The organism is Phycisphaerales bacterium (assembly GCA_040217175.1).
Lineage (GTDB): Bacteria > Planctomycetota > Phycisphaerae > Phycisphaerales > UBA1924 > JAHCJI01.
Window position 1 is genome coordinate 325,005 of sequence record JAVJNT010000002.1, and the last position, 18,713, is coordinate 343,717.

At 69.6% G+C, this 18,713-nt stretch carries 19 protein-coding genes; 9 read left to right on the plus strand and 10 right to left on the minus strand.

Going from position 1 to position 18,713, the window contains the following annotated elements; genetic code table 11:
• Positions 1-61: 61 nt before the first annotated feature.
• Complete coding sequence (locus tag RIA68_08475; protein MEQ8317475.1) at positions 62-1,318, minus strand: glycosyltransferase N-terminal domain-containing protein; 1,257 nt, start codon at positions 1,316-1,318, stop codon at positions 62-64.
• A gap of 184 nt (positions 1,319-1,502) precedes the next feature.
• On the opposite strand from RIA68_08475, the gene traT reads away from it, so the two are divergent.
• Together traT and RIA68_08485 are read left to right on the plus strand one after the other, a co-directional pair.
• On the plus strand, positions 1,503-2,348 hold the full coding sequence (gene traT / locus RIA68_08480; protein MEQ8317476.1) for a complement resistance protein TraT: 846 nt from the start codon (positions 1,503-1,505) through the stop codon (positions 2,346-2,348).
• Positions 2,349-2,458: 110 nt separating this feature from the next.
• On the plus strand, positions 2,459-3,271 hold the full coding sequence (locus tag RIA68_08485) for a DUF1932 domain-containing protein (GenBank protein ID MEQ8317477.1): 813 nt from the start codon (positions 2,459-2,461) through the stop codon (positions 3,269-3,271).
• Positions 3,272-3,305: 34 nt separating this feature from the next.
• Here the strand turns inward: RIA68_08485 and RIA68_08490 are convergent, their stop codons facing one another.
• Positions 3,306-4,025, minus strand: a complete 720-nt coding sequence (locus RIA68_08490; GenBank protein ID MEQ8317478.1) for a lysophospholipid acyltransferase family protein — start codon at positions 4,023-4,025, stop codon at positions 3,306-3,308.
• 81 nt (positions 4,026-4,106) lie between these two features.
• On the opposite strand from RIA68_08490, the gene RIA68_08495 reads away from it, so the two are divergent.
• Positions 4,107-5,456: a replication-associated recombination protein A gene (locus RIA68_08495; protein MEQ8317479.1), complete on the plus strand. Its 1,350-nt coding sequence runs from the start codon at positions 4,107-4,109 to the stop codon at positions 5,454-5,456.
• Positions 5,457-5,469: 13 nt separating this feature from the next.
• On the opposite strand, the gene RIA68_08500 is transcribed toward RIA68_08495, so the two are convergent.
• On the minus strand, positions 5,470-6,708 hold the full coding sequence (locus tag RIA68_08500; GenBank protein MEQ8317480.1) for a TIGR03435 family protein: 1,239 nt from the start codon (positions 6,706-6,708) through the stop codon (positions 5,470-5,472).
• Positions 6,709-6,771: 63 nt separating this feature from the next.
• On the opposite strand from RIA68_08500, the gene RIA68_08505 reads away from it, so the two are divergent.
• On the plus strand, positions 6,772-7,461 hold the full coding sequence (locus tag RIA68_08505) for a prepilin-type N-terminal cleavage/methylation domain-containing protein (GenBank protein MEQ8317481.1): 690 nt from the start codon (positions 6,772-6,774) through the stop codon (positions 7,459-7,461).
• Between the two features lie 3 nt (positions 7,462-7,464).
• Here RIA68_08505 and RIA68_08510 read toward each other — a convergent pair whose 3' ends face one another.
• Together RIA68_08510 and lipB are read right to left on the minus strand one after the other, a co-directional pair.
• On the minus strand, positions 7,465-8,052 hold the full coding sequence (locus tag RIA68_08510; protein MEQ8317482.1) for a GC-type dockerin domain-anchored protein: 588 nt from the start codon (positions 8,050-8,052) through the stop codon (positions 7,465-7,467).
• A gap of 68 nt (positions 8,053-8,120) precedes the next feature.
• On the minus strand, positions 8,121-8,846 hold the full coding sequence (gene lipB, locus RIA68_08515; GenBank protein ID MEQ8317483.1) for a lipoyl(octanoyl) transferase LipB: 726 nt from the start codon (positions 8,844-8,846) through the stop codon (positions 8,121-8,123).
• A 36-nt stretch (positions 8,847-8,882) separates the two neighbouring features.
• On the opposite strand from lipB, the gene lpxA reads away from it, so the two are divergent.
• The 3 genes from lpxA to RIA68_08530 are packed head-to-tail and all read left to right on the plus strand — an operon-like array spanning position 8,883 to position 11,533.
• On the plus strand, positions 8,883-9,719 hold the full coding sequence (gene lpxA, locus RIA68_08520; protein MEQ8317484.1) for an acyl-ACP--UDP-N-acetylglucosamine O-acyltransferase: 837 nt from the start codon (positions 8,883-8,885) through the stop codon (positions 9,717-9,719).
• 27 nt (positions 9,720-9,746) lie between these two features.
• Positions 9,747-10,616, plus strand: a complete 870-nt coding sequence (locus RIA68_08525) for an MBL fold metallo-hydrolase (GenBank protein ID MEQ8317485.1) — start codon at positions 9,747-9,749, stop codon at positions 10,614-10,616.
• Entirely contained in the window at positions 10,613-11,533 is a 921-nt protein-coding gene (locus RIA68_08530) for a class I SAM-dependent methyltransferase (GenBank protein MEQ8317486.1), read from the plus strand. The genes RIA68_08525 and RIA68_08530 overlap by 4 nt, the downstream gene beginning before the upstream one ends.
• A gap of 3 nt (positions 11,534-11,536) precedes the next feature.
• Here RIA68_08530 and RIA68_08535 read toward each other — a convergent pair whose 3' ends face one another.
• The 5 genes from RIA68_08535 to RIA68_08555 all read right to left on the minus strand — a co-directional run bounded on the left by RIA68_08535 (position 11,537) and on the right by RIA68_08555 (position 17,698).
• Positions 11,537-12,331, minus strand: a complete 795-nt coding sequence (locus RIA68_08535; protein ID MEQ8317487.1) for a M14 family zinc carboxypeptidase — start codon at positions 12,329-12,331, stop codon at positions 11,537-11,539.
• 21 nt (positions 12,332-12,352) lie between these two features.
• Complete coding sequence (locus RIA68_08540) at positions 12,353-13,651, minus strand: VCBS repeat-containing protein (GenBank protein MEQ8317488.1); 1,299 nt, start codon at positions 13,649-13,651, stop codon at positions 12,353-12,355.
• 391 nt (positions 13,652-14,042) lie between these two features.
• Positions 14,043-15,989 (minus strand): 5'-nucleotidase C-terminal domain-containing protein, encoded by a 1,947-nt coding sequence (locus tag RIA68_08545; GenBank protein MEQ8317489.1) that lies wholly within the window; start codon positions 15,987-15,989, stop codon positions 14,043-14,045.
• Between the two features lie 150 nt (positions 15,990-16,139).
• The gene (locus tag RIA68_08550) at positions 16,140-17,234 is read right to left on the minus strand and encodes a hypothetical protein (protein MEQ8317490.1); all 1,095 of its coding nucleotides are present in this window, start codon (positions 17,232-17,234) and stop codon (positions 16,140-16,142) included.
• The gene (locus RIA68_08555; protein MEQ8317491.1) at positions 17,231-17,698 is read right to left on the minus strand and encodes an META domain-containing protein; all 468 of its coding nucleotides are present in this window, start codon (positions 17,696-17,698) and stop codon (positions 17,231-17,233) included. The genes RIA68_08550 and RIA68_08555 overlap by 4 nt, the downstream gene beginning before the upstream one ends.
• Positions 17,699-17,791: 93 nt before the next feature.
• On the opposite strand from RIA68_08555, the gene RIA68_08560 reads away from it, so the two are divergent.
• Together RIA68_08560 and RIA68_08565 are read left to right on the plus strand one after the other, a co-directional pair.
• Positions 17,792-18,343, plus strand: coding sequence for an RNA polymerase sigma factor (locus RIA68_08560; GenBank protein ID MEQ8317492.1), 552 nt, complete (start codon positions 17,792-17,794; stop codon positions 18,341-18,343).
• A complete protein-coding gene (locus RIA68_08565; protein ID MEQ8317493.1) occupies positions 18,327-18,713 on the plus strand; it encodes a hypothetical protein in 387 nt (128 codons plus the stop codon). The genes RIA68_08560 and RIA68_08565 overlap by 17 nt, the downstream gene beginning before the upstream one ends.

An 18,713-nucleotide genomic window follows, 5' to 3' on the forward strand; every position in this document is an offset into this window, starting at 1 on the left:
CCGGGTCGCGCTGTTGCTCAATCCGCCGCTAGTGTAGCCGCCAACGCCAACCCGGTTGCCATCAATCCCCGGGCCGCACGCCGGCCAGCCCGAGCAGCATCTCCGCCTGCCGACCGCTCGCGCCCCGCTGCGCTTCGACGCACCGCCGCGCCGCGACCGACAGTGCCGCCCGCGTCGGCGCATCACCGAACAAACCCTCAATCGCCCCGGCGAGCGCCGCCGACTGGACCACCCGCAACGCGCCGGCCTCCGCGAGGGTTCTCACCACCGTCGCGAAGTTCGCGTGCGCCGGGCCGGTCACCACCGGCTTGCCCAGCGCCGCCGGCTCCATCGGATCGCTTCCCTGCACGGGCCCCTCGACGGGCCCGAAGCTCCGCCCCACCACCACGACGTCGGCCAGTTCGTACGCCGCCCCGAGTTCGCCCAGCGTGTCAAGCAGGAATCGGTCTCCCGGCCCGGCTACCCCGGCCGACCGCCGAACACACCCCGGCATCGCGAGGGCAGCCTCCTCGAACCGCTCGGGCTTGCGCGGCGCGCACACCAGTTGCACGCCGGCCGGGCACGCCACATGGAGCAACGCCTCCTCGCCCGGGCCCGTGCTGCCCGCGACCAGCACCGGCCGGTCGCGGTCGATGCCCATCGACCCCGCCAGCGCCTCCGCTCGGTCCGACACGCCCTGTGCAGGAGGATCCGGGGCGGAGTCCCACTTCAGGCTCCCCGCGACCTGCACCCGGTCCTCGGGCACCCCCATTGCCACGAACCGCCGTGCATACGCCGCATCCTGCGCCCCGACCGCCGCCAGAGACCCGAACGCCCCGCGCAGTACCGGCCGCAGCTTGCGATACCCCGCGAACGACCGTTCGCTGATCCGGCCGTTGATCACCGCCACCGGCACGCCCCGCTTCCGGCACGCCGCCACGAAGTTGGGCCACAGCTCGAGCTCGGCCAGCCCCACCACGTCCGGCCGCACCGCATCGAGGAACCGCCGCACCGAGAAGGTCGCGTCCAGCGGGTACCGCCGCACGTCGCAGGTCCCGCCGTAGAGCTCCTCCGCCCGCGCCAGCCCCGTGTCCGTCGTCGCCGTCACGATCACCCGCGCATGGGGCGTCAGCAGCGGCACGAGCGCCCGGACCGCGTTGGTCTCGCCCACCGACACCGTGTGCAGCATCACCCGAGGTCGCCCGTCCTCGGCCTTTGCTGGCAGCGGTTCGACCCTGCCGAACCGCTCTCGCCAGCCGCCCCGGGCCTTTCGGGCCCACCACGGCGCCGTGGCTGCCGCCACGCCAAGGTACACCGCGTTGGTCACCGCCCCGATCACGACCCAGCGTAGCCGACATCCGTTGGGCCACTCCTGCGTGCGGCGGCCCCGCCCTGCGCACACAGAGGCATGCCGGCCCGCCGAGGGAGACGGGCCGGCCCGGCCGATAGGGGTACCCTGCAACGGTCCACGCGTCCCCGTCTCGTTGGGGTACGGGATCATTTTCGCTGCTAAGGAGTTCGAGATGCAACGCACCTTCCGCACCACGCTGCTCGCCGCGGCCACGATCGCCGGGCTGCTGGCGATCAGCGCCACGTCTGGCTGCACCGCCAGCGCCCGCCTGCTCGGCAAGGCGACCGCGAACAAGTACGCCAACCCCCAGTCGGGCACGGTGTGGGTCGTCCCCCCGCCGCAACTCGAACCCCCCGCACCCGAAGACAAGACCGTCTACGTCTCGTACCAGAACATCTCCGACGCCGACGTCGACCTGACCCAGCTCCTGCGAGACGCCGCCTCGGCCCAGGGCTGGCAGCTCGTGGCCAACCCCCAGGAGGCCACGTACCGCCTCCGCGCCCGGACGCGGTTCTTCGGCGAGGTCGAGCCCGAGTCGGGCGGGGCCAGCGCCGCCCGCGCCATGGGCTGGATCAGCGGTGCCGCCGTCGGCGTGGGCACCTATGCGCTCGTCGAGAGCGCGACCGATAGCTGGGCCGCCGGCGCGGCGTCCGGCGCCGCCGCAGGCGGGCTGGTCGGACTCGGCATCTCGAACGCTTCGAAGGTCCGCGAGTGGGCGCTCATCACCGACTTCGTGCTCGAGGAGTACAGCCCCAACCCCATCGAGTTCGAGCTTCTTGCTGATAGCGACAGCTCCGGCACGACCACTGCAGGCGTCGGTTCGGGACGGGCCGCCGACGGCGGCGCCACCAGCCAGCGAACCGGCTCGACCGCGACCATGACGCGCACCAGCAACTACTTCCCCCACGGCGTGCGTCTTAGCGCCTGGGCCAACCAGATGAACATGCGCGAGAACGAGGCCATGCCGCTCATCCGCAACCGGGTGGAGAACGTCGTCAAGCAGATGCTGCCTCAATAAACGGGGTCAGCCACCCAACGGCGGATAAGAAAATTCTCACCTTGGACGAGCCCGGTGTGCACGAGCGGCCGGGCTCTTGCCTTGCGCCGGCGCCCCTCTAGGCTGCTGTCATGACCGACACACGCAAGTCCACGATCGGCGTGCTCCATCCTGGCGCGATGGGCGCCGCCGTTGCCCGCGCGCTCGCATCCAACGGCCATGAGGTCGGCTGGTGCCGCGAGGGGCGCAGCGACGAGACCGCACACCGTGCCTCGGGCCTGCGCGAGTTCTCGACGCTGCTCGACCTGTGCACGTGGGCCACCACCATCTTCAGCGTCGTTCCGCCACACGCCGCCATCGAAACGGCGCGAGACGCCGCGGGCGTTGGCTTCCGCGGCACCTATGTCGACGCCAACGCCATCAGCCCCGCGACCGCCGCGACCGTGCGAGCCGCCGTGGAGCAGTCGGGCGCAACCTACGTCGATGGCGGCATCATCGGCCCACCCCCCACCGAACCCGCGGGCAGCCGGCTGTACCTTGCGGGCGAGCGTGCCCGCGACGTCGCCGCACTCTTCGAGGGCTCGACCTTCGAAGCGCCCGTTCTCGAGGGCATGGGCGAGTTCGCCGCGAGTGCGCTGAAGATGGTCTACGCCGCGTGGACCAAGGGGAGCGCCGCCATGCTGCTGGCAACGGCCAGCACCGCCGAGAGCCTCGGCGTGCTCGACGCCCTGACGTCCGAATGGGAGCACTCGGTCCCCGACCTCGCCGCGCGGTACGAGCGTACCAGCGGCGCCGTCGTGCCCAAGGCCTGGCGCTACGTCGGCGAGATGCTCGAGATCGCCTCGACGTTCGAGTCCGCCGGACAGCCCGGCGGCTTCCACCAGAGCGCCGCAAAGGTGTACCAGCGCGTGGCCGGCAGCCATCCACGCACCGCAGACGCATAGGTCGGGCCGCGCGGATTCAAGGAACTGCAGCCATTCAGATTCCGACGCCCCAGCCGGTCCACGCTTCGAAGCGGGACTGCAGGTCGGCTGCGACCTCCGCGGGGCTCGTCTCTCGCCCGTAGTCGATCGGCTCCATGATTCGGATGGTCGGCCGGCTTGTCCGGACCAACGCGCCCCAGGCCGTCGGAGCCATCGCTGCGCCCTCGATCACGATCGGCAGGACGCGGGCGCCGCTCCGCCGGATCAAGAGCCCAACGCCCGGCTGGAAGGGCCGCAGCGTCTGGGGCTGCCGCTCGATGCCACCCTCGGGGAACAGGCCCAGCACGCCGCCGTCCGAGAGGTGACGCAGCGCCTCGCGGACGCCGGTCGGATCGCTGCTGGCGCGGTCGACGAAGATGATGCGACCGAACCGCCACAGCCACTCGCCGGTCGGGTGGCGCATGTCGGCGGCCATCATCCACCGCGGCTCGAACGGCAGCACCGACTGAATCAAGAGCGGGTCGACCCCAGACGCGTGGTTGGCCACCACGATCAGCGGCCCGACGTCGCCTTCACCGCCGACGAGGCCCTCGACGCGCTCGCGGCCTTCCACATTCGGGGGGTGCCGAAGCCGGACGTACAGCCGGATGACCTGGTACGCCGCGTTCCCGATGACCTCGTCGCCCCGGGGCCCCTCCAGCACCCGCCCGGCCACCACCACGGCAAGCAGCCAAAGCACCACCGCCGGGATGAACCAGAAGAGCCAATCGGGCATGAGGGCAACAGGTTAGCACCCGTTAGGTTCGGTTGCGAGCCAGTCATGTGGGAGGTCAGATCGAACGCAGTACCATGGCCCGTGAGCGATCTCTTCGGAGCAGAACGGGCCAAGCGACGGCGGAAGGCCGAGCCGTTGGCGGCGAGGATGCGGCCGCGTTCCATCGACGAGGTCGTCGGGCAGCAGCACATCCTGGGCCCGGGGAAGCTCCTTCGACGAATGCTGGAGGCCGACGCGCTCACCAGCCTCATCCTCCACGGGCCGCCGGGGACGGGCAAGACGACGCTGGCGGGGCTGATCGCCGAGCACTCGGGGCGGCACTTCGAGGCGGCCAACGCGGCGTCGATCGGGGTGAAGCGGGTGCGCGAGATCTCGGAGGTCGCGCGGGCGCGGCTGGAGGACGGAGGACCGCGGACGGTGCTGTTCCTGGACGAAGTGCACCGGTTCAGCCGCAGCCAGCAGGACGTGCTGCTCGAGGACGTGGAGCAGGGGGTGCTGACGCTGATCGGCGCGACCACGGAGAATCCGCTGTTCGCGTGCAACGCGGCGCTCGTGAGCCGGAGCACGCTGTTCCGGCTGGAGCCGCTCACCGAAGACGAGATCGTCGAGGTGCTGCGGCGTGCGCTCGTGAATGAACAGCGCGGCTACGGCACGCTGAACATCGAGGCGCACGATGAGGCGCTGCGCGTCTGGGCGATCAAGAGCGATGGCGATGCGCGACGCGCGCTCACGGCGCTCGAAGTTGCGGTTCTGAGTTCGGGCAGGGACGGCGCGCGGATCGTCATCGACAGGCAAGTCGCCGAGGATTCGATCCAGCAGAAGGCGGCGGTATACGGTGACGACGAGCACTACGACTCGGCGTCGGCGATGATCAAGAGCATCCGCGGGAGCGACCCGGACGCGGCGTGCTACTGGATCGCGCGGATGCTCGAGGGCGGCGAGGATCCGCGATTCATCGCCCGGCGGCTGGCGATCCTGGCCAGCGAGGACGTCGGCAACGCCGACCCGCGGGCTGTGATGGTGGCCGCGGCAACGTGGGAGCTCGTCGAGCGGATTGGGCTGCCCGAGGCGCGGATCACGCTGGGGCATTGCGCGTGCTACCTCGCGCTCGCGCCCAAGAGCAACGCGGCGTACCGGGCGATTGATGCGGCGATCGCAGACGTGAAGGAGGGGCGGACCGTGCCGGTGCCGGTATACCTGCGCGATCCCAATTCATCGCCGTTGACGACCGAGGACGCGACCGGCGTGCGCACCAAGGAGGCCGGCGGCGAAAAGTACGAGTACAGCCATGCGGCCGAAGGCGGCGTGACGGGGCAGGACTACCTGGGCGTACCGAAGCGGTACTACGAGCCCGGCGACGCCGGGGAGGAGGCCGCGATGGCGGCGCGGCTGGCGGAGATCCGGGCGTTGCGGCGCAAACGGCGGTCGTAGCTCTTTCGAGAGGTTAGTTTGCGGGCTTGATGATGGTGAACTCGATCTCGTGTCTGGTGGGCACGAGGACGAGGCCTGCCTGTTCCAGCAGTTCTGCGGGGAGCGTGGTCTTGTCGGCCGTGAGATCGAGATCGAGGAACAGGTAACCCTCGTGATCGGTGCGGTCGAGGACGGGGGCGCTCATGATGCCGGCCACGTTGCCGACGATCGTGGCCATGGACGCGCTCGCACTGGTCAGGGTGATGGTGCGGCCATTCATCATCGAGCTGGTACCCAGGTGGCGATCAACGCCGGAATCTTTGAGCTTGAGGCCGGTGTCGGCGATGCGCAGCTTGTAGGCGTCGACCTCGCGCATCTCGGTTTCGAGGCGGACGCCCAGGCCGGCCGTGATGAGTTCGCGGACGGCGGGCATGAGCGTGTTGTACTGATCACGCGGAACGCGGTAGATGACGTCGAACTTTTGGTCGGTGACGGCGGGGTCGACCTCGACGGCGTAGCCACGCAGGTTGTAGAGCGAAGTAACGACACTGCCGGCCGTGCGGCCGAGCGCGGTGAGGGCGGTGCCGCTGGCGGAGGTCATGCTGTAGTTGCCCGCGGGGCGGACAATGACCTGGATGGCCGGCTGGTCTTCGATGGGCGAATAGGGATCGATTCCAGCGGTCATTCCGCCGGAGAGGACGGGGCGGCCGTCGGGGCCGACCTGGCCGGGAGCCTTGATGTCTTGGTGTTCGCGTGCGGCGTACGGGTCTGGCTTGCCTTCGACGATCGTGGCGAGTCGTTCCTTCGTAAGCGCGGTGGGATGCGTTCGCGAGACGATGGTTCCGTCGCGGACGATGAAGGTCGTTGGCCAGCCGCGGACGGCGTAGTCCTTGACCATAGATCGATCCATGTCGTGGCCGATCCAGGTGTGGAGCTTCATGCGCTCCTGGAAGCTGTCGGTGATGGCGGGCTCTTCGTAGGTGACGCTGAGGAAGTTGACGCCCTTGGGAGCGAATTCGTCGTGGAGCTCGTTGATGTGCGGGATGGCTGCCACGCACGGGCCGCACCAGGTGCCCCAGAACTCGATGACGGTGGTGCCGTTCGACCAGGCTTCCCAGCTCGCGTTGGCGCCCTCGGGGGCGTTGGTCAGGGCATCGAGGGTGATGGGCGGAGCGGCGTCGCCCGGGCCGGGGGCCTGTTGAGCGCGGGCTGCGCCGGCCACGCAGGCTGCGAGCGTCAGGGCGAGCAGGGCGAGGCGCTGGATGCGGATCATGTTGGAAACCCCCGGAGTGCGTGGCCGACCGGGATCGGTCGACTCGGTGCCGTACGCTACGCGATGCGCCGCGGGTTCACGCTGATCGAGATTCTCGTCGTCATCGCGATCATCGCGGTGCTGCTCGGCGTGTTGTTGCCGGTGCTCGCCGGCGCGCGGGACGCTGGCCGGGCTGCGGTGTGCCTCTCGAACCTGCGGCAGGCGCACCTGATCTGTGCCCAGTATGCAGACGAATACGACGGGTTCGGACCGGCGATCGGGCAGCCGTATGCGGCGCTGCCGAACTGGGCGTTGGTCGTGCAGACCGAGGCCAAGGGCGGGGCAGGGCGCGCGGGGACGGGGCCGGGCGAGGTGTTCGAGGAATCGGGCATCCTCGTGTGTCCGGCGTGCCAGGCGCAGACTGGCGAGCGGATGACGCGGACGTACGCCATGAACGCGACGGGGCTGGCGGGCCAGCCGGGGGACGCGGGCGACTACGACGCGCGGCCGACGTCGATCCGGTTCAACCTGGTGTCGCGGCCGGCCGAGACGCCCTTACTCGTCGACGCGGCGCCGACGCCGCCGGGGCCCGGGCAGCCGCCGCGCACGCGAACAGCCAGCGTCATCGACTTCCGGCAGGATTCGCACGTGGCGCAGCGGCTCGGCCTGTGGCACGGAGGCCGCGCCAGTGCGCGGTGCCACGCCGTGCGGTTCGATGGCTCGGCACGTGCGTTCGCGGGCGTCGAATCGGCGTGGCTGGAGCCGCTTCGATAATCGCTACTCGCAGCCCGCGTCGAACTCGTTCTGAAAGGCGAGGAAGTCGAAGATGGTGAGCTCGCCGTCGCCGTCGAAGTCGGCGAGCGGGTCGCCGGCGTCGAACAGGTTCTGGAACGCAAGGAAGGCGAAGATGGTGAGCTGTCCGTCGCCGTCGAGGTCGGCGCGGCACGGTGGCTCGCCGAACGTGAGGCGATAGGCGGCGCCGCCAACGCCGAAGGGACTCGCGGTGACGCTGATCTCCATCGAGAGCGGGCCGCGGTGCGAGAGGTAGACCTCGCCGCTCGACCAGCGGTCGTCGGCAAAGGCGGCGTCGTAGTCGGCGCCGATCTCGTCGCCGATGGTGGTCGGCTCGGAGCACACGAACTCATCAACGGTGCCGGCACGATCGACCAGGCGGACGGAGAACCGGTCACCCGACGCGAACGCGTCGGTGACTTGGAGTTGCGGGTTGTCGTCGGTGATGAAGATGCTGATGATGATGAGGTCGCCGACCGGGCCGAAGGTGAAGCGTTCCCAGTCCTGAGCGTGGGCAGCGTGGGTGAAGGCGAGGAGCGAGGCGGCCGGGACGATGGTGATTCGAGCCTGCATTTCGATACCCCCAATCGAGTTTCGTGCGGGTGGCGACCGTTCCCTTATACCCGAAACGGCGGGACCGATCAACGGGAAATCGGGCTGGCCGCGTGCTCGGTCACGAGGCGGGCCAGATGGCCGGCCAGGGTGGTGCGTGCGGCGCTGAAGCCGGGGCACGACTCGCCCAGGATCGCGTGCATGCTCGTCACCGGGCGGCCCGCGAGGCCGCACGGGACGATGAGGTTGAAGTGGGCAAGGTCGGGCGAGACGTTGAGGGCCAGGCCGTGCATGGTGACCCACTTGCGGACGCGGACGCCCATGGCGGCGATCTTGGCTGGTGGCCCCATGCCCGGCGATACCCAGACGCCGGTGGCGGTTTCGTCGCGCTCGCCCGAGATGTCGTACGTCGCGAGGGTGTCGATGACGGCCTGTTCGAGCAGGCGCATGTAGCCGTGCAACCCGAGGGGCTTGCCGCTGGGTGCGGAAAGGCGCTCGAGATCGAGGATGGGGTAGGCGACGATCTGGCCCGGGCCGTGGTAGGTGACGTCGCCGCCCCGATCGGTCTGGTGGAGCTCCACGCCGAGCGACGCGAGGTGGTCGATCGAGGCGAGCACGTGTTCGGCGGCACCCGGGCGGCTGGTGACGGTGATGACCGGTTCGTGCTCGACGAGGTAGATCGTGCCGATGGGGCCGCCGGGGACGCCCCGCGCGTCGATGAGCTCGGCCTGTCGCGCCCGCTGGATCTCCAGGGCCTGGGCGTAGCCCATGCGGCCCAGGTCGATGATGTCGAGGCCCGGATGCGAGTCTGCCACGCTCGACGGTAGCTCCGGAGGCTCTACGATGGGTCGATGTCCACCGCCTCTTCGAGCCATCACGAGACTGCCGAGATTCACGCTTCCGCGTATGTCGACCCCGAGGCGCATCTCGGCGAGGGGGTGGTCGTCGGGCCGCGGTGCCACGTGGGCGCCGGCGTGCGGCTCGATGCGGGCGTGCGACTCATCGCGTCGGTGCACCTGGAAGGGCCCGCGACGATCGGCACGGGCACGACGATCTATCCGTTCGCGGTGATCGGCATGCCCGGGCAGGACTTCAAGTTCTCGCCGGGCGATCCGACGCCGGGAGTCGTCATCGGCTCTGGGTGCGTGATCCGCGAGCACGTGACGGTGCACGCGGCGACGACCGATGCACACCCCACCAGCGTTGGCAACAAGTGCTACTTGATGGCGGCCAGCCACGTTGGGCACGACTGCATGGTCGGCAACGGCGTGATCCTCGTGAACAATGCGTTGCTGGCCGGCCACGTCACGGTGTACGACAACGCGACGATGAGCGGGAACACGGCCGTGCACCAGCACTGCCGGGTGGGCCGGATGGCGTTCATCTCGGGCGGCGTTGCGACGGCCATGGACGTGCCGCCCTTCTGCCTGTGCGATCAGATCAACGCAACGAACGGGCTCAACTTGGTGGGGCTGCGACGCGCGGGCGTACCCAAACCGTCGATCGACGCCTTGCGTTTCGCGTTCCGCACGGTGATTTCCAAGAGCCTCCCGCGAGAGGAAGCGCTGGCGACGCTACGTGAGCTCGGCGGCGATGATCCGTACGTACAGGAGATGGCCGACTTCATCGCAACGAGCAAGCGGGGCGTCGGACGCGGCGCGGGGCGGAACACGCGGCGGTCTGGCTGAGCGACCTTCGGGCCCAGGGAGGGGCGGATGGTGCGGCGGACGAACACATCACCCGACGATTGGCCGGCGCTGTGCGTGCTGGCCAGCGGCTCGAGCGGCAACTGCTCGGTGCTGCGGAGCGCCGACGGGCGGCTGGTCTTGATCGACGCGGGGCTGAGCCCCCGGCGTACGGCGGCGGCGCTGGGCGAGCTCGGGCACGGGCTCGAGGACGTCGACGCGATCGTGCTGACGCACCTGGACAGCGATCACTTCTACTCGTCGTGGGCGAGCGTGGCGCCGCGAAAGCTCGGAAGGGGCGCGTGCGTGTGGGTGCACGCGTCGCACGCCCGAGAGCGGCGGCTGGACCCGCTTCACGACGCCGGGCGCCTGCGGACGTTCGAGCGCGACGCGTTCGAGCCGATGCGATCGGCGACGTTCACGAGTCGGCTGGCGAGCCACGACGCCGAGGGCGTGGCGACGTTCCGGATCGAGACGCCGCAGGGCGAGCTGGGCTTCCTGACCGACCTGGGCGAGGTGACGGATCGGCTGGTCGAGTTCCATGCCGACGTGGGCGTGCTGGCGATCGAGAGCAACTACTGCCCGCGCCTCCAGGCACGTTCGGAGCGGCCGGACTTCCTCAAGCGGCGGATCATGGGCGGCGCGGGGCACCTGAGCAACGAGCAGTGCCTCGGGGCAACCGAGGCCATCGGGCCGCGCGAGCACGCGGTGTTCCTGCATCTCTCGAGGGAGTGCAACCGGCCGGAGATCGTCGGCGAGTTGCACGAGGGCGCGGACTATGCGCGCACGATCGCGTCGGCCGAGGCGCCGACGCGGTGGGTGCCGATCTCGGGCGGGCGCGCGGCGCCGGCTCCGGTCGTTCCGGCGGCGCCCATGACGCTGTTCGGGCCGATGCGGTGAGCGAGCCGAGGTCGGGCGATCCGGCGCTGGGGTATCGCAACACGAGCGGGCAGCGCGTGGGCGGCCGAGAGGGCTCGGCGGCGGAGGTCGGTGCGTCGCGGCTGGCGCGTTGGTTCGGCGGGCTGCTGAGGACGAGAAAGGTCGTCACGGTCGAGGGCGTCCGGTACGAGGAGCTCGATGCCGTGCCGCTGCGCCGGGCGCTGGCCCGGGGCATGGGCAAGCGGTACCGCGTGCGGTTCCCCGATCGCGCGAAGATGGTTCTGGAGGTGAGCGGCGCGCGGCCGATCGCCGACCTGCTGGGCGAGACCGACCTGGGCGAGTTCACGCTGATCGATCCGCTGATGCGGCCGGGCGATCGCGTCCTGCTGTTGCACGCGGGCACGGGGCACGGGGCGGCGTGGCTGAGCGAGCGGCTGGGGCCGACCGGCGCGCTCGTGGCCCTCGAGCCCGATGCGACGAGCGTGCGCTATGCGCGGCACCGGTATCACCCGGCCAATACGTCGCTGGAGGTCTGCGACCTGCATTCCCCGACGAATGCGCCGCCCGCGCTCGCCGGCGAACTGGACGGCGCGTTCGATGGCATCGTGCACCGGCGGCTGCCGGGCGATGGGCCGCAACGCGACGCGCAGCTCCGTGAGTGCTGGCGGTTGCTGTCGCCAGGCGGGGTGATGACGGTGCTCCTCGCGTTGCCCAGCGGCCACCACGACCCGCGCGAGGACCCGCGGCTGGGCGCGCTCGAGGGCGAGCTGCGGGCGCTGGCGGGCGCGCAGGCGCCGGGCATCGAGCGGCTGGAGCGCGTGCGCGTGCACGCGCGATGCGGCGTCATGCTCGAACGATCCTTCGACGACGACGACCAGCCGCCGGCGCCCGAAGGCGGGAGTCCGGGGGACCAGGGCGGCGAGGGCCAGCGCGTCTAGGCCTTACGGGCCCGACAGCGTGCGCAGCACGGCGAGGGTGCCGGCGGTCGCGGCGGCGAGCGCATCCTCGGGCGGCGTGCCGGGGCGCAGCTCGACCGTGAGCACGACCTGCTGCTCGTCGAGCCCGTACCACGAACCGAGCGAGCCAGCGGGATTGGTGAAGTCGGCGTTCATGCGCCACGACGGATCGACGCGCGCCGCGGCGCGGACGAAGGCCTCGGCGAGCGGGCCGGCGGTTTCCATCGGGCCGTCGGGATCGACGAAGGGGCCGCCGCCGGTCGAGTGGAAGACGACGATGACCGCGGGCCGTGCCTGCTGGATGAAGCGGTGCACGGCGGCGGCCTCGGGCTCGCTGAGGGGGTTCGGGCCGTGGGCGGTCGAGGGGCGGAAGTTTCGTGCGGGCCAGTTGCGGTTGAGGTCGACGCCGCGCGCGTTGCCGCGGCGCTGGCGCTCCAGGCCGTCTGGGTTCATGTTCGCGATCGCGTGGAGCGTGAGGCGGCCCTCGTAGCCGGCGGTGCGCAGGCGCAGCCACAGGTCGTCGAAGCGCTGGTAGACCTCGGGTTCGTCGCCGTGGATCAGCCCGATGACGAGCACGCCCGTTGGCCCGGCGCCGTGGGTGCGCACGAAGATCGGGCGGCCCTGGCGGCTGGCGCCGAGCTGGGTCGCGGCGGACTCGAGCGCGGGCGGTGCGGGCATGTCGACGCGGTCGCCGGGGGGCGTGAGGTAGTCCTGGGGGCGGCCGGCGCAGGCTGCCAGGAGGAGGGAGAAGAGGAGAGGGAGGAGGCGGCACGCGTTCATCCGCCACGATAGGACGAATCGCTACGGGCAGCCGGCGTCGAAGGCGTTCTGGAAGGCGAGGAAGTCGAAGATCGTGAACTCGCCGTCGCCGTCGAAATCGGCGCGGGGGTCCATGAGGTCGAAGAGGTTGCCGAAGGCGAGGAAGTCGAAGATGGTGAGCACATCGTCGCCGTCGAGGTCGGCGGCGCAGGTGCTCGGGCCGCAGCGATTGATGAGGACGCTCAGGGTGTCGCGGTTGAAGTTCACCACCGCGGCGTCCGTGTCGCCGTCGCCATCGAGATCACCCAGCGCCGCGAAACGCGGCCCGTCGCCCACACCGAAGCGGATCTCCGGTGCAAACGTTCCATCACCCCGTCCCAACAGCAGGCTCACGTCGTCGGTCAGGTTGTTGGGCACGACCAGGTCGTGGTTGCCGTCGCCATCAAGATCGGCCATGGCAACGCGGAGCGGTCCGGGACCGACATGCAAGTGTTGCTGGGGCTCGAACGTTCCATCGCCCCGCCCCAGGAGCACGCTCACGTCCTCGCTGCGCTCGTTGGCCACGGCCACATCGGCGTTACCGTCGTTGTCGAGGTCGCCCACGGCAAGCCCAATGGGGCCGTCGCCGGCCGCGAAGCGCTGCTGGTTCGCGAGCGATCCGTCACCAACGCCGAGCAAGACGCTGACGTTGTCGTCCGTCGCATTGGCGACGATGACGTCCGGCACGCCATCGCCATCCAGGTCGCCCACGGCGACGTTCAGGGGCCGCTGGCCGACGTCGAAGCGCTGCTGCGGATCGAAGGTGCCGCCGCCGCGGCCGAGCAGCACGCTGACGTTGTTGCCGTTCTCGTTCGCAACAACGACGTCGGCATTGCCATCGCCGTCCAGATCGCCCAGCGCGAGGCTGCTGGGGCGGATCCAGGCGCCAAAACGTTGCTGCGGCTCGAATGAACCATCGCCCCGGCCGAGCAACACGCTGATGTCATTGGTGTTGAGATTCGCTGTGGCGATGTCCATGACGCCATCGCCGCTCAGATCGCCGAGCGCCACGTAAAGCGGGAATCCCCCGACGGAAAGACCGACTCGGGGAGCGAACGTGCCATCGCCGTTGTTGGGCCACACGCCCACTTCGTTGGTAAAGCTGTTCGTGATGACCATGTCCTGATCGCCGTCGCCATCCAGGTCCGCGAGCGCCACGGTGCTCGGGGCCAGACCGGCACCCGAGCGTCGCTCTGGCTCGAAGATCGCAGTCGGGTCGCACGGCTGGGCCACCGCAACCAGGGGCATGATGGCGGCGAGCACAGCCACCGTTCGTTGGTGCACGATGCGGGTCACGGACATCTTGAGGCTCCTCTCTGCGAAAAGGGTACTGGGAGGCTGGCCCCATCGCAAGGCAAACAGGCGTCGGAGAAGGCGAAGCGGGACGGAGTTGCGCTTCGCTTTGGAGCGGCCCGCGGCCAATCGGGTGCAAAGCCCGAAAGCGAATCCGCGAGCAAAAGTAGAACGCCGGCCGGTCTTCGGAGGTTGACCGGCCGGCGTCGCGCAATGGGAAGGTGATTTGCAAAGCAGGCGTGCCCGGGCTCGAGCGAACGAAGGGTGCGAGCCCGGGCCGCCTGGGTATTGGCTGCCCGCGGGTGCCCCGCCAGCCGCCGCCCCGCGTCGGGCGCAGCCCGCGCACGGCCCCGCCGGCGAGGCGTCAAGACGAATCCGGCCCCGCTGGCGAAGCGACCAATCAGTCGCAGCCGGCGGCGAAGCCGTTCTGGAAGCAGAGGAAGTCGAAGAGGTCGAGCGTGCCGTCGCGGTTGCAGTCGGCACTGGTCTCGCCGGCGTCGAAGGCGTTCTGGAAGGCGAGGAAGTCGAACAGCGTCAGCTCGCCGTCGAGGTCGAAGTCGGCGTAGCAGCTTTGGATGATGCGGTCCGTGCCGCCCTCGGGGTAGTCCGTCATGCTGATGGTGCCCATGAGGGTGTCCTCGATCATGCTGGCGAGGCTCTGCTGGTAGCTGACGCCCAGCGTGGTGAAGGGCAGGCCGCGGAACGGATACTGGTCGCCGCCGCGGGCGAGGAAGTCGACGATGGCGACGTCGATGTCTTGCGCGCCCGGAAGGACCATGCCATTCTCAACGATGATGGTGCCGTCGCTGAGGGTGACGCTGCGGACGCGCTCGCCGGGCGTGGTGATGACGTCGCCGTCGATGACCTGGGCCTGCTGGCGCCAGTCGAACTCGAGCGTGAAGCCGGCGATCTGGGCGAAGCGCCCGCTGGACTGCCCCTGGCGGCTGACGGCGTTCTCCAGGATCTCCTTGAACTGCTCGGCGGGCACGTCGGGCACCATGGTGATGAAGTTGCTGAAGGGCAGGATGTCGAAGCTGTCCAGCTCGGTGATCTCGCCCGAGGCGATGATGCTGTCGTTGCGGATGCCGCCGCCGTTGGCCAGCGCCACGTCGGGCGCATCGACGCCGAAGGTGGCGGCCAGGTCGAGGCCGGTCTGCAGGAACGAGTCGGCGATCAGGTTGCCCAGGTTGGTCTCGACGTTGCGCACGCTCGAGCGGCGGCCGTCGAGGTCGACCTCGCTGAAGCCGATGACGTTGGCGGCGAGCGCCGCAACGCCCGCGGCCACGGGGTCGACGACCTCGGCCTGGATGACCGGGTCGGCGGCGACGGCGTCGGGGCTAATGCCCGAGACGCGGACGGGGCCGGACGCGTCGAGGATCTCGGTCAGGTTGCCGTCGGCGTCGAAGCCCAGGATGAGGCGGCCGACGTAGCGGTAGTCGCCGCTGGTGGTGACGATCGGGACGTCGTTGCCGTCGGCGTCGGTGCCGAAGATGGGGTAGCCGCTCTGGCCGGCGACCTCGTCGGGCGTGTCGCCGGGGACGAGCAGGTCGGAGGGGTTGGCCAGGAGCTCGCCGCCGCCGCCGCCGACGATGGCGTCGACGTTTCGCAGGTTCTGGATCAGGTCGAGCTCTTCGGTGAGGCCCTGGAGGTGGCTGGAGAGGACGATGATGTCCACGCCGCCCGAGGTCAGGGCGTCGACCTCGGCCTGGATGATGTTCACCAGGTCGTCGCTGACGGTAACGCCGCGCGGGCTGGAGATGAACGGCAGGCTGGGCGTGGTGGCGCCGACGATGCCCACGCGACGGACGCCGGCGTCGGTCATGACGTCGACGACGGTGCTCGGGGCGATGCGGCCGCCGTCGACCAACGCCTGCAGGCCGGGCTCGGCGCTGAAGTCGAGGTTGGCCGAGAGGAAAGGGGCGGGGTTGGTGCTGAAGCCGGCGATGAAGTCTTCGAGGATGTCGGGGCCAAAGTCGAACTCATGGTTGCCGATGATGAACGCGTCGTAGCCGATCAGGTCGAGCGCGACGGTGTCGAAGAAGGGCACGCCGCGGTCGAGGCTGACGGAGAACTCGGGGCCGGGCAGGAAGTTGTCGCCGCTGGTGATGAGCAGGCTGCCGCGAGCGAAGCTGCCGGCGGGGAAGGTCGTGGCCTCGGCGCGCAGGTCGCTGACGACGGTGGCGAAGCGGGCGACGCCGCCGAAGTCTTCGAGGCCGCTGCCGGCGTCGATGAGCTGGCTCTCGCCGTCGTTGTGGTGGAGCAGGTGGAGGTAGAAGTCGGTCTGGGCGGTCGCGGTGCCGGCGGCCACGGCCAGGAGCATCGACGCGGAGGCGAATCGCTTGGTCATCTGGTTTCCGTCCCTTTGATCTCGTGGTGCGACGGGCCGAGCGGCCCATGAGAGGATCAGTGACCAAAGGTAAGAATCGAGCTGAAACCGGGTGTTTCGGCCGCGTGAGCGATGCGCGAAGATGGTGTGTTGGAGCCAGAGATCAGTCGGTCATGGTCCGCCGAAGAGCCAGCCGAGCAGCGTGATGACGCCCGTGACGACGATGATCGCCGCCGCAACCGACGCGACCAGGCAGCCGATGCCGGCGAGCGCGGTCTTCCACCACGGGTCGGGCGGTTGCTCGTGGTCGACGACGCGGGCGAGGATGGCGCTGGCGAACGTAGCCGCCGCATCCTCTGCCATGTCGAGGAAGAGCTCGGGCTCGATGAGTTCGAGCTCGCCGAGCAGGGGCGTTCCGTCGTTGCCGGGGACGAGGTCGACGCGGGCGTAGAGCGGTTGCTCGCCGTAGCGCCGCTCCCAAGCGGCCAAGACACGCTGAGCGGCGTCTTGCTGGGCCGCGGTTGGCTCGACGAGCGTGTAGGCGCCGCCGAAGTCGACCTGGGAGCGGAAGTCGCCCGCGGCGGGCACCTTGGTGACGGCGTGAGAGAAGACGTTGTTGAAGTAGACGAGCGACGTCTCGCCCTCGCTCACGACGCGCGGCAGGAAGGGCTGCACGAGCGCGCCGCCGGCCTCGGTGAGTTCGCGCAGGTACGCGAGAGCCTCGCCATCGGGCGCCTCAAACTTCTTCAGCCCGACGGCGGCGGCGGCGACCGTTGGCTTGATGACGAGGGCCGACCAGCCTTTCGCGACGGCGTCGTTGATGGCGGCTTCTTCGCGGCCCTCCTCCACGATGATCGTTGGGACGATGGGGACGCCGACGGATTGGAGTTCCAGGAGGTAGCTCTTGTCAAGGTTGGCGAGGACTGACTTCGCCTTGTTGAACAGCTGTGCCTCGTCTTCGACGACGCATCCCTCAAGAAGAGCGCGGAATTCTTCAAGTCGATCCCAATAGTCCCATGTTGTCCGCAGCACCAGAACGTCGAACCGGCTCTGGGTAGCGTCGATGTACTGGACCTCTTCACCAGATTCTCTGGCGACAAGATCGATCAGGTCCGTCCACGCGATCAGCGTGACGACCCCGCCTTGGCGGACCAGTTCCTGCATCAACTTGCCCTCGGAGGCGTGGTCGATGTGGTCGTGGTGTCGACAGGTCAGCAGCGCGATCCGGGGCGCGGGCCGCTGGCTGGTGCTGGGTGCGACCGTCATCGGCCGGCGCGGGCGAAGCGGAGCAGCGGGCGGTTGCCGACGCGCAGCTCGAGCCATTGCGGGCCGACGGCGATCGTGTCGGCACGCTGGATGAAAGCAACGTACCGCTGCTCGAAGCGCATGGCGTCGGGCTCGCCGCCCATGCGGGTCATGGCGATGCCGCCGGGCTCCCAGCTTCCGCCCTTGAGAGCGTCCGAGTCAGCCTTGCCGGTGAATCGATTGACGCCGGCCTGGCCCGAGAGGCCGCCGCGTTCGCTGATGACGAGCGTGGGCGTGCGGGCACTGCTCGGCAGGTCGTAGCGCTCGTCCTCGATCTTGGTCAGGCTCCACGAGCCGATGGGAGATGCGGCATCCGCTGCGTCCCCGGGGCCGGCCGGACCATCTTGCTGGGCTGCGCAGGCGGCCAGTGCGAGCAGGAGGGCCGGCAAGAGGGCCAGCAGGGAGGTGCGGAGGATCATCTTCATGGTCGTCCCTCGTCGATGGAGGCCCGGGGAGCGTGCGGATCGTTGAACCGATCGGGGCCGCGGTGCGACTGTATACCAGCGGAGGGATCGTCCATGGCACGCGGCAGCGTCGACATCGCCGAAGAGCTGCTGGTGATGCGGGCCGCGGGCGGGTGCGTGCGGTCGTTCTCGAAGCTGACCGATCGGTGGCACGCGCGACTGCTGCGGCACGCGGCGCGGTACCTGCGCGATGCGGCGGCCGCCGAGGACGTGGTGCAGGAGGCGTGGATCGCGATCGCTCGCGGCATGCGGCGGCTGGACGACCCGGCGCGGTTCGGGCCCTGGGCGTACCGCATCGCCACCAACAAGTGTGCCGACTACGTGCGGTCGGAGGCGGCGCAGCGGCGGGCGGCCATGGCCGGGGGCCGGAACTGCTCGGTCGACGCGGAAGACGACGGCGCGAGCACGGAGCTGCGGCGGTCGCTGGCGGTAATGCCGGCCGAGCGCCGCGTGCTGCTGGCGCTGCATTACCTGGAGGGCCTCAGCGTGGGCCAGCTCGCCGAGGTGTTCGCCGTCCCGACGGGCACCATCAAGAGCCGACTGTTCCACGCACGGGCAGAGCTCAAGCTGATCATCGAAAGGAACGACGATGAAGAACGTAGATGAAACGATCCGCTCGGCGCTGAGCGAGGAGGATCGGGCGTGGTTCGACTCGCTGGGCGAGCAGTCGCCCATCGCGCAGGTCGTCGACAGCTTTACCTCGCTGTCGAAGACCTACCTGGTGATGTCGTTCACGATCTCGATCGTGTTCATGGGCATCGCGGTATTCTCGGCTGTCCGGTTCTTCCTGGCCGACGACGCGATGTCGCGGATGCCGTGGATGGGCGCGTTCTTCGTGGGCTTCCTGGGCGTGATGCTCATGAAGATCGGCTACTGGATGGAGCTGAGCCGGGTGGCGACGACGCGGGAACTGAAGCGCGTCGAGCTCCAGGTAGCACGGCTGGCCGAACACGTGAACGCGGCAAGCGAGCGCTAA

What these genes read in the sequence shown, in the direction of transcription:
- traT (MEQ8317476.1), top strand. Translation starts at nt 1,503, where the DNA reads ATGCAACGCACCTTCCGCACCACGCTGCTCGCCGCGGCCACGATCGCC.
- RIA68_08485 (MEQ8317477.1), top strand. Translation starts at nt 2,459, where the DNA reads ATGACCGACACACGCAAGTCCACGATCGGCGTGCTCCATCCTGGCGCG.
- RIA68_08490 (MEQ8317478.1), bottom strand. Translation starts at nt 4,025, where the DNA reads ATGCCCGATTGGCTCTTCTGGTTCATCCCGGCGGTGGTGCTTTGGCTG.
- RIA68_08500 (MEQ8317480.1), bottom strand. Translation starts at nt 6,708, where the DNA reads ATGATCCGCATCCAGCGCCTCGCCCTGCTCGCCCTGACGCTCGCAGCC.
- RIA68_08505 (MEQ8317481.1), top strand. Translation starts at nt 6,772, where the DNA reads ATGCGCCGCGGGTTCACGCTGATCGAGATTCTCGTCGTCATCGCGATC.
- RIA68_08510 (MEQ8317482.1), bottom strand. Translation starts at nt 8,052, where the DNA reads ATGCAGGCTCGAATCACCATCGTCCCGGCCGCCTCGCTCCTCGCCTTC.
- lpxA (MEQ8317484.1), top strand. Translation starts at nt 8,883, where the DNA reads ATGTCCACCGCCTCTTCGAGCCATCACGAGACTGCCGAGATTCACGCT.
- RIA68_08525 (MEQ8317485.1), top strand. Translation starts at nt 9,747, where the DNA reads ATGGTGCGGCGGACGAACACATCACCCGACGATTGGCCGGCGCTGTGC.
- RIA68_08535 (MEQ8317487.1), bottom strand. Translation starts at nt 12,331, where the DNA reads ATGAACGCGTGCCGCCTCCTCCCTCTCCTCTTCTCCCTCCTCCTGGCA.
- RIA68_08540 (MEQ8317488.1), bottom strand. Translation starts at nt 13,651, where the DNA reads ATGTCCGTGACCCGCATCGTGCACCAACGAACGGTGGCTGTGCTCGCC.
- RIA68_08545 (MEQ8317489.1), bottom strand. Translation starts at nt 15,989, where the DNA reads ATGACCAAGCGATTCGCCTCCGCGTCGATGCTCCTGGCCGTGGCCGCC.
- RIA68_08550 (MEQ8317490.1), bottom strand. Translation starts at nt 17,234, where the DNA reads ATGACGGTCGCACCCAGCACCAGCCAGCGGCCCGCGCCCCGGATCGCG.
- RIA68_08555 (MEQ8317491.1), bottom strand. Translation starts at nt 17,698, where the DNA reads ATGAAGATGATCCTCCGCACCTCCCTGCTGGCCCTCTTGCCGGCCCTC.
- RIA68_08560 (MEQ8317492.1), top strand. Translation starts at nt 17,792, where the DNA reads ATGGCACGCGGCAGCGTCGACATCGCCGAAGAGCTGCTGGTGATGCGG.
- RIA68_08565 (MEQ8317493.1), top strand. Translation starts at nt 18,327, where the DNA reads ATGAAGAACGTAGATGAAACGATCCGCTCGGCGCTGAGCGAGGAGGAT.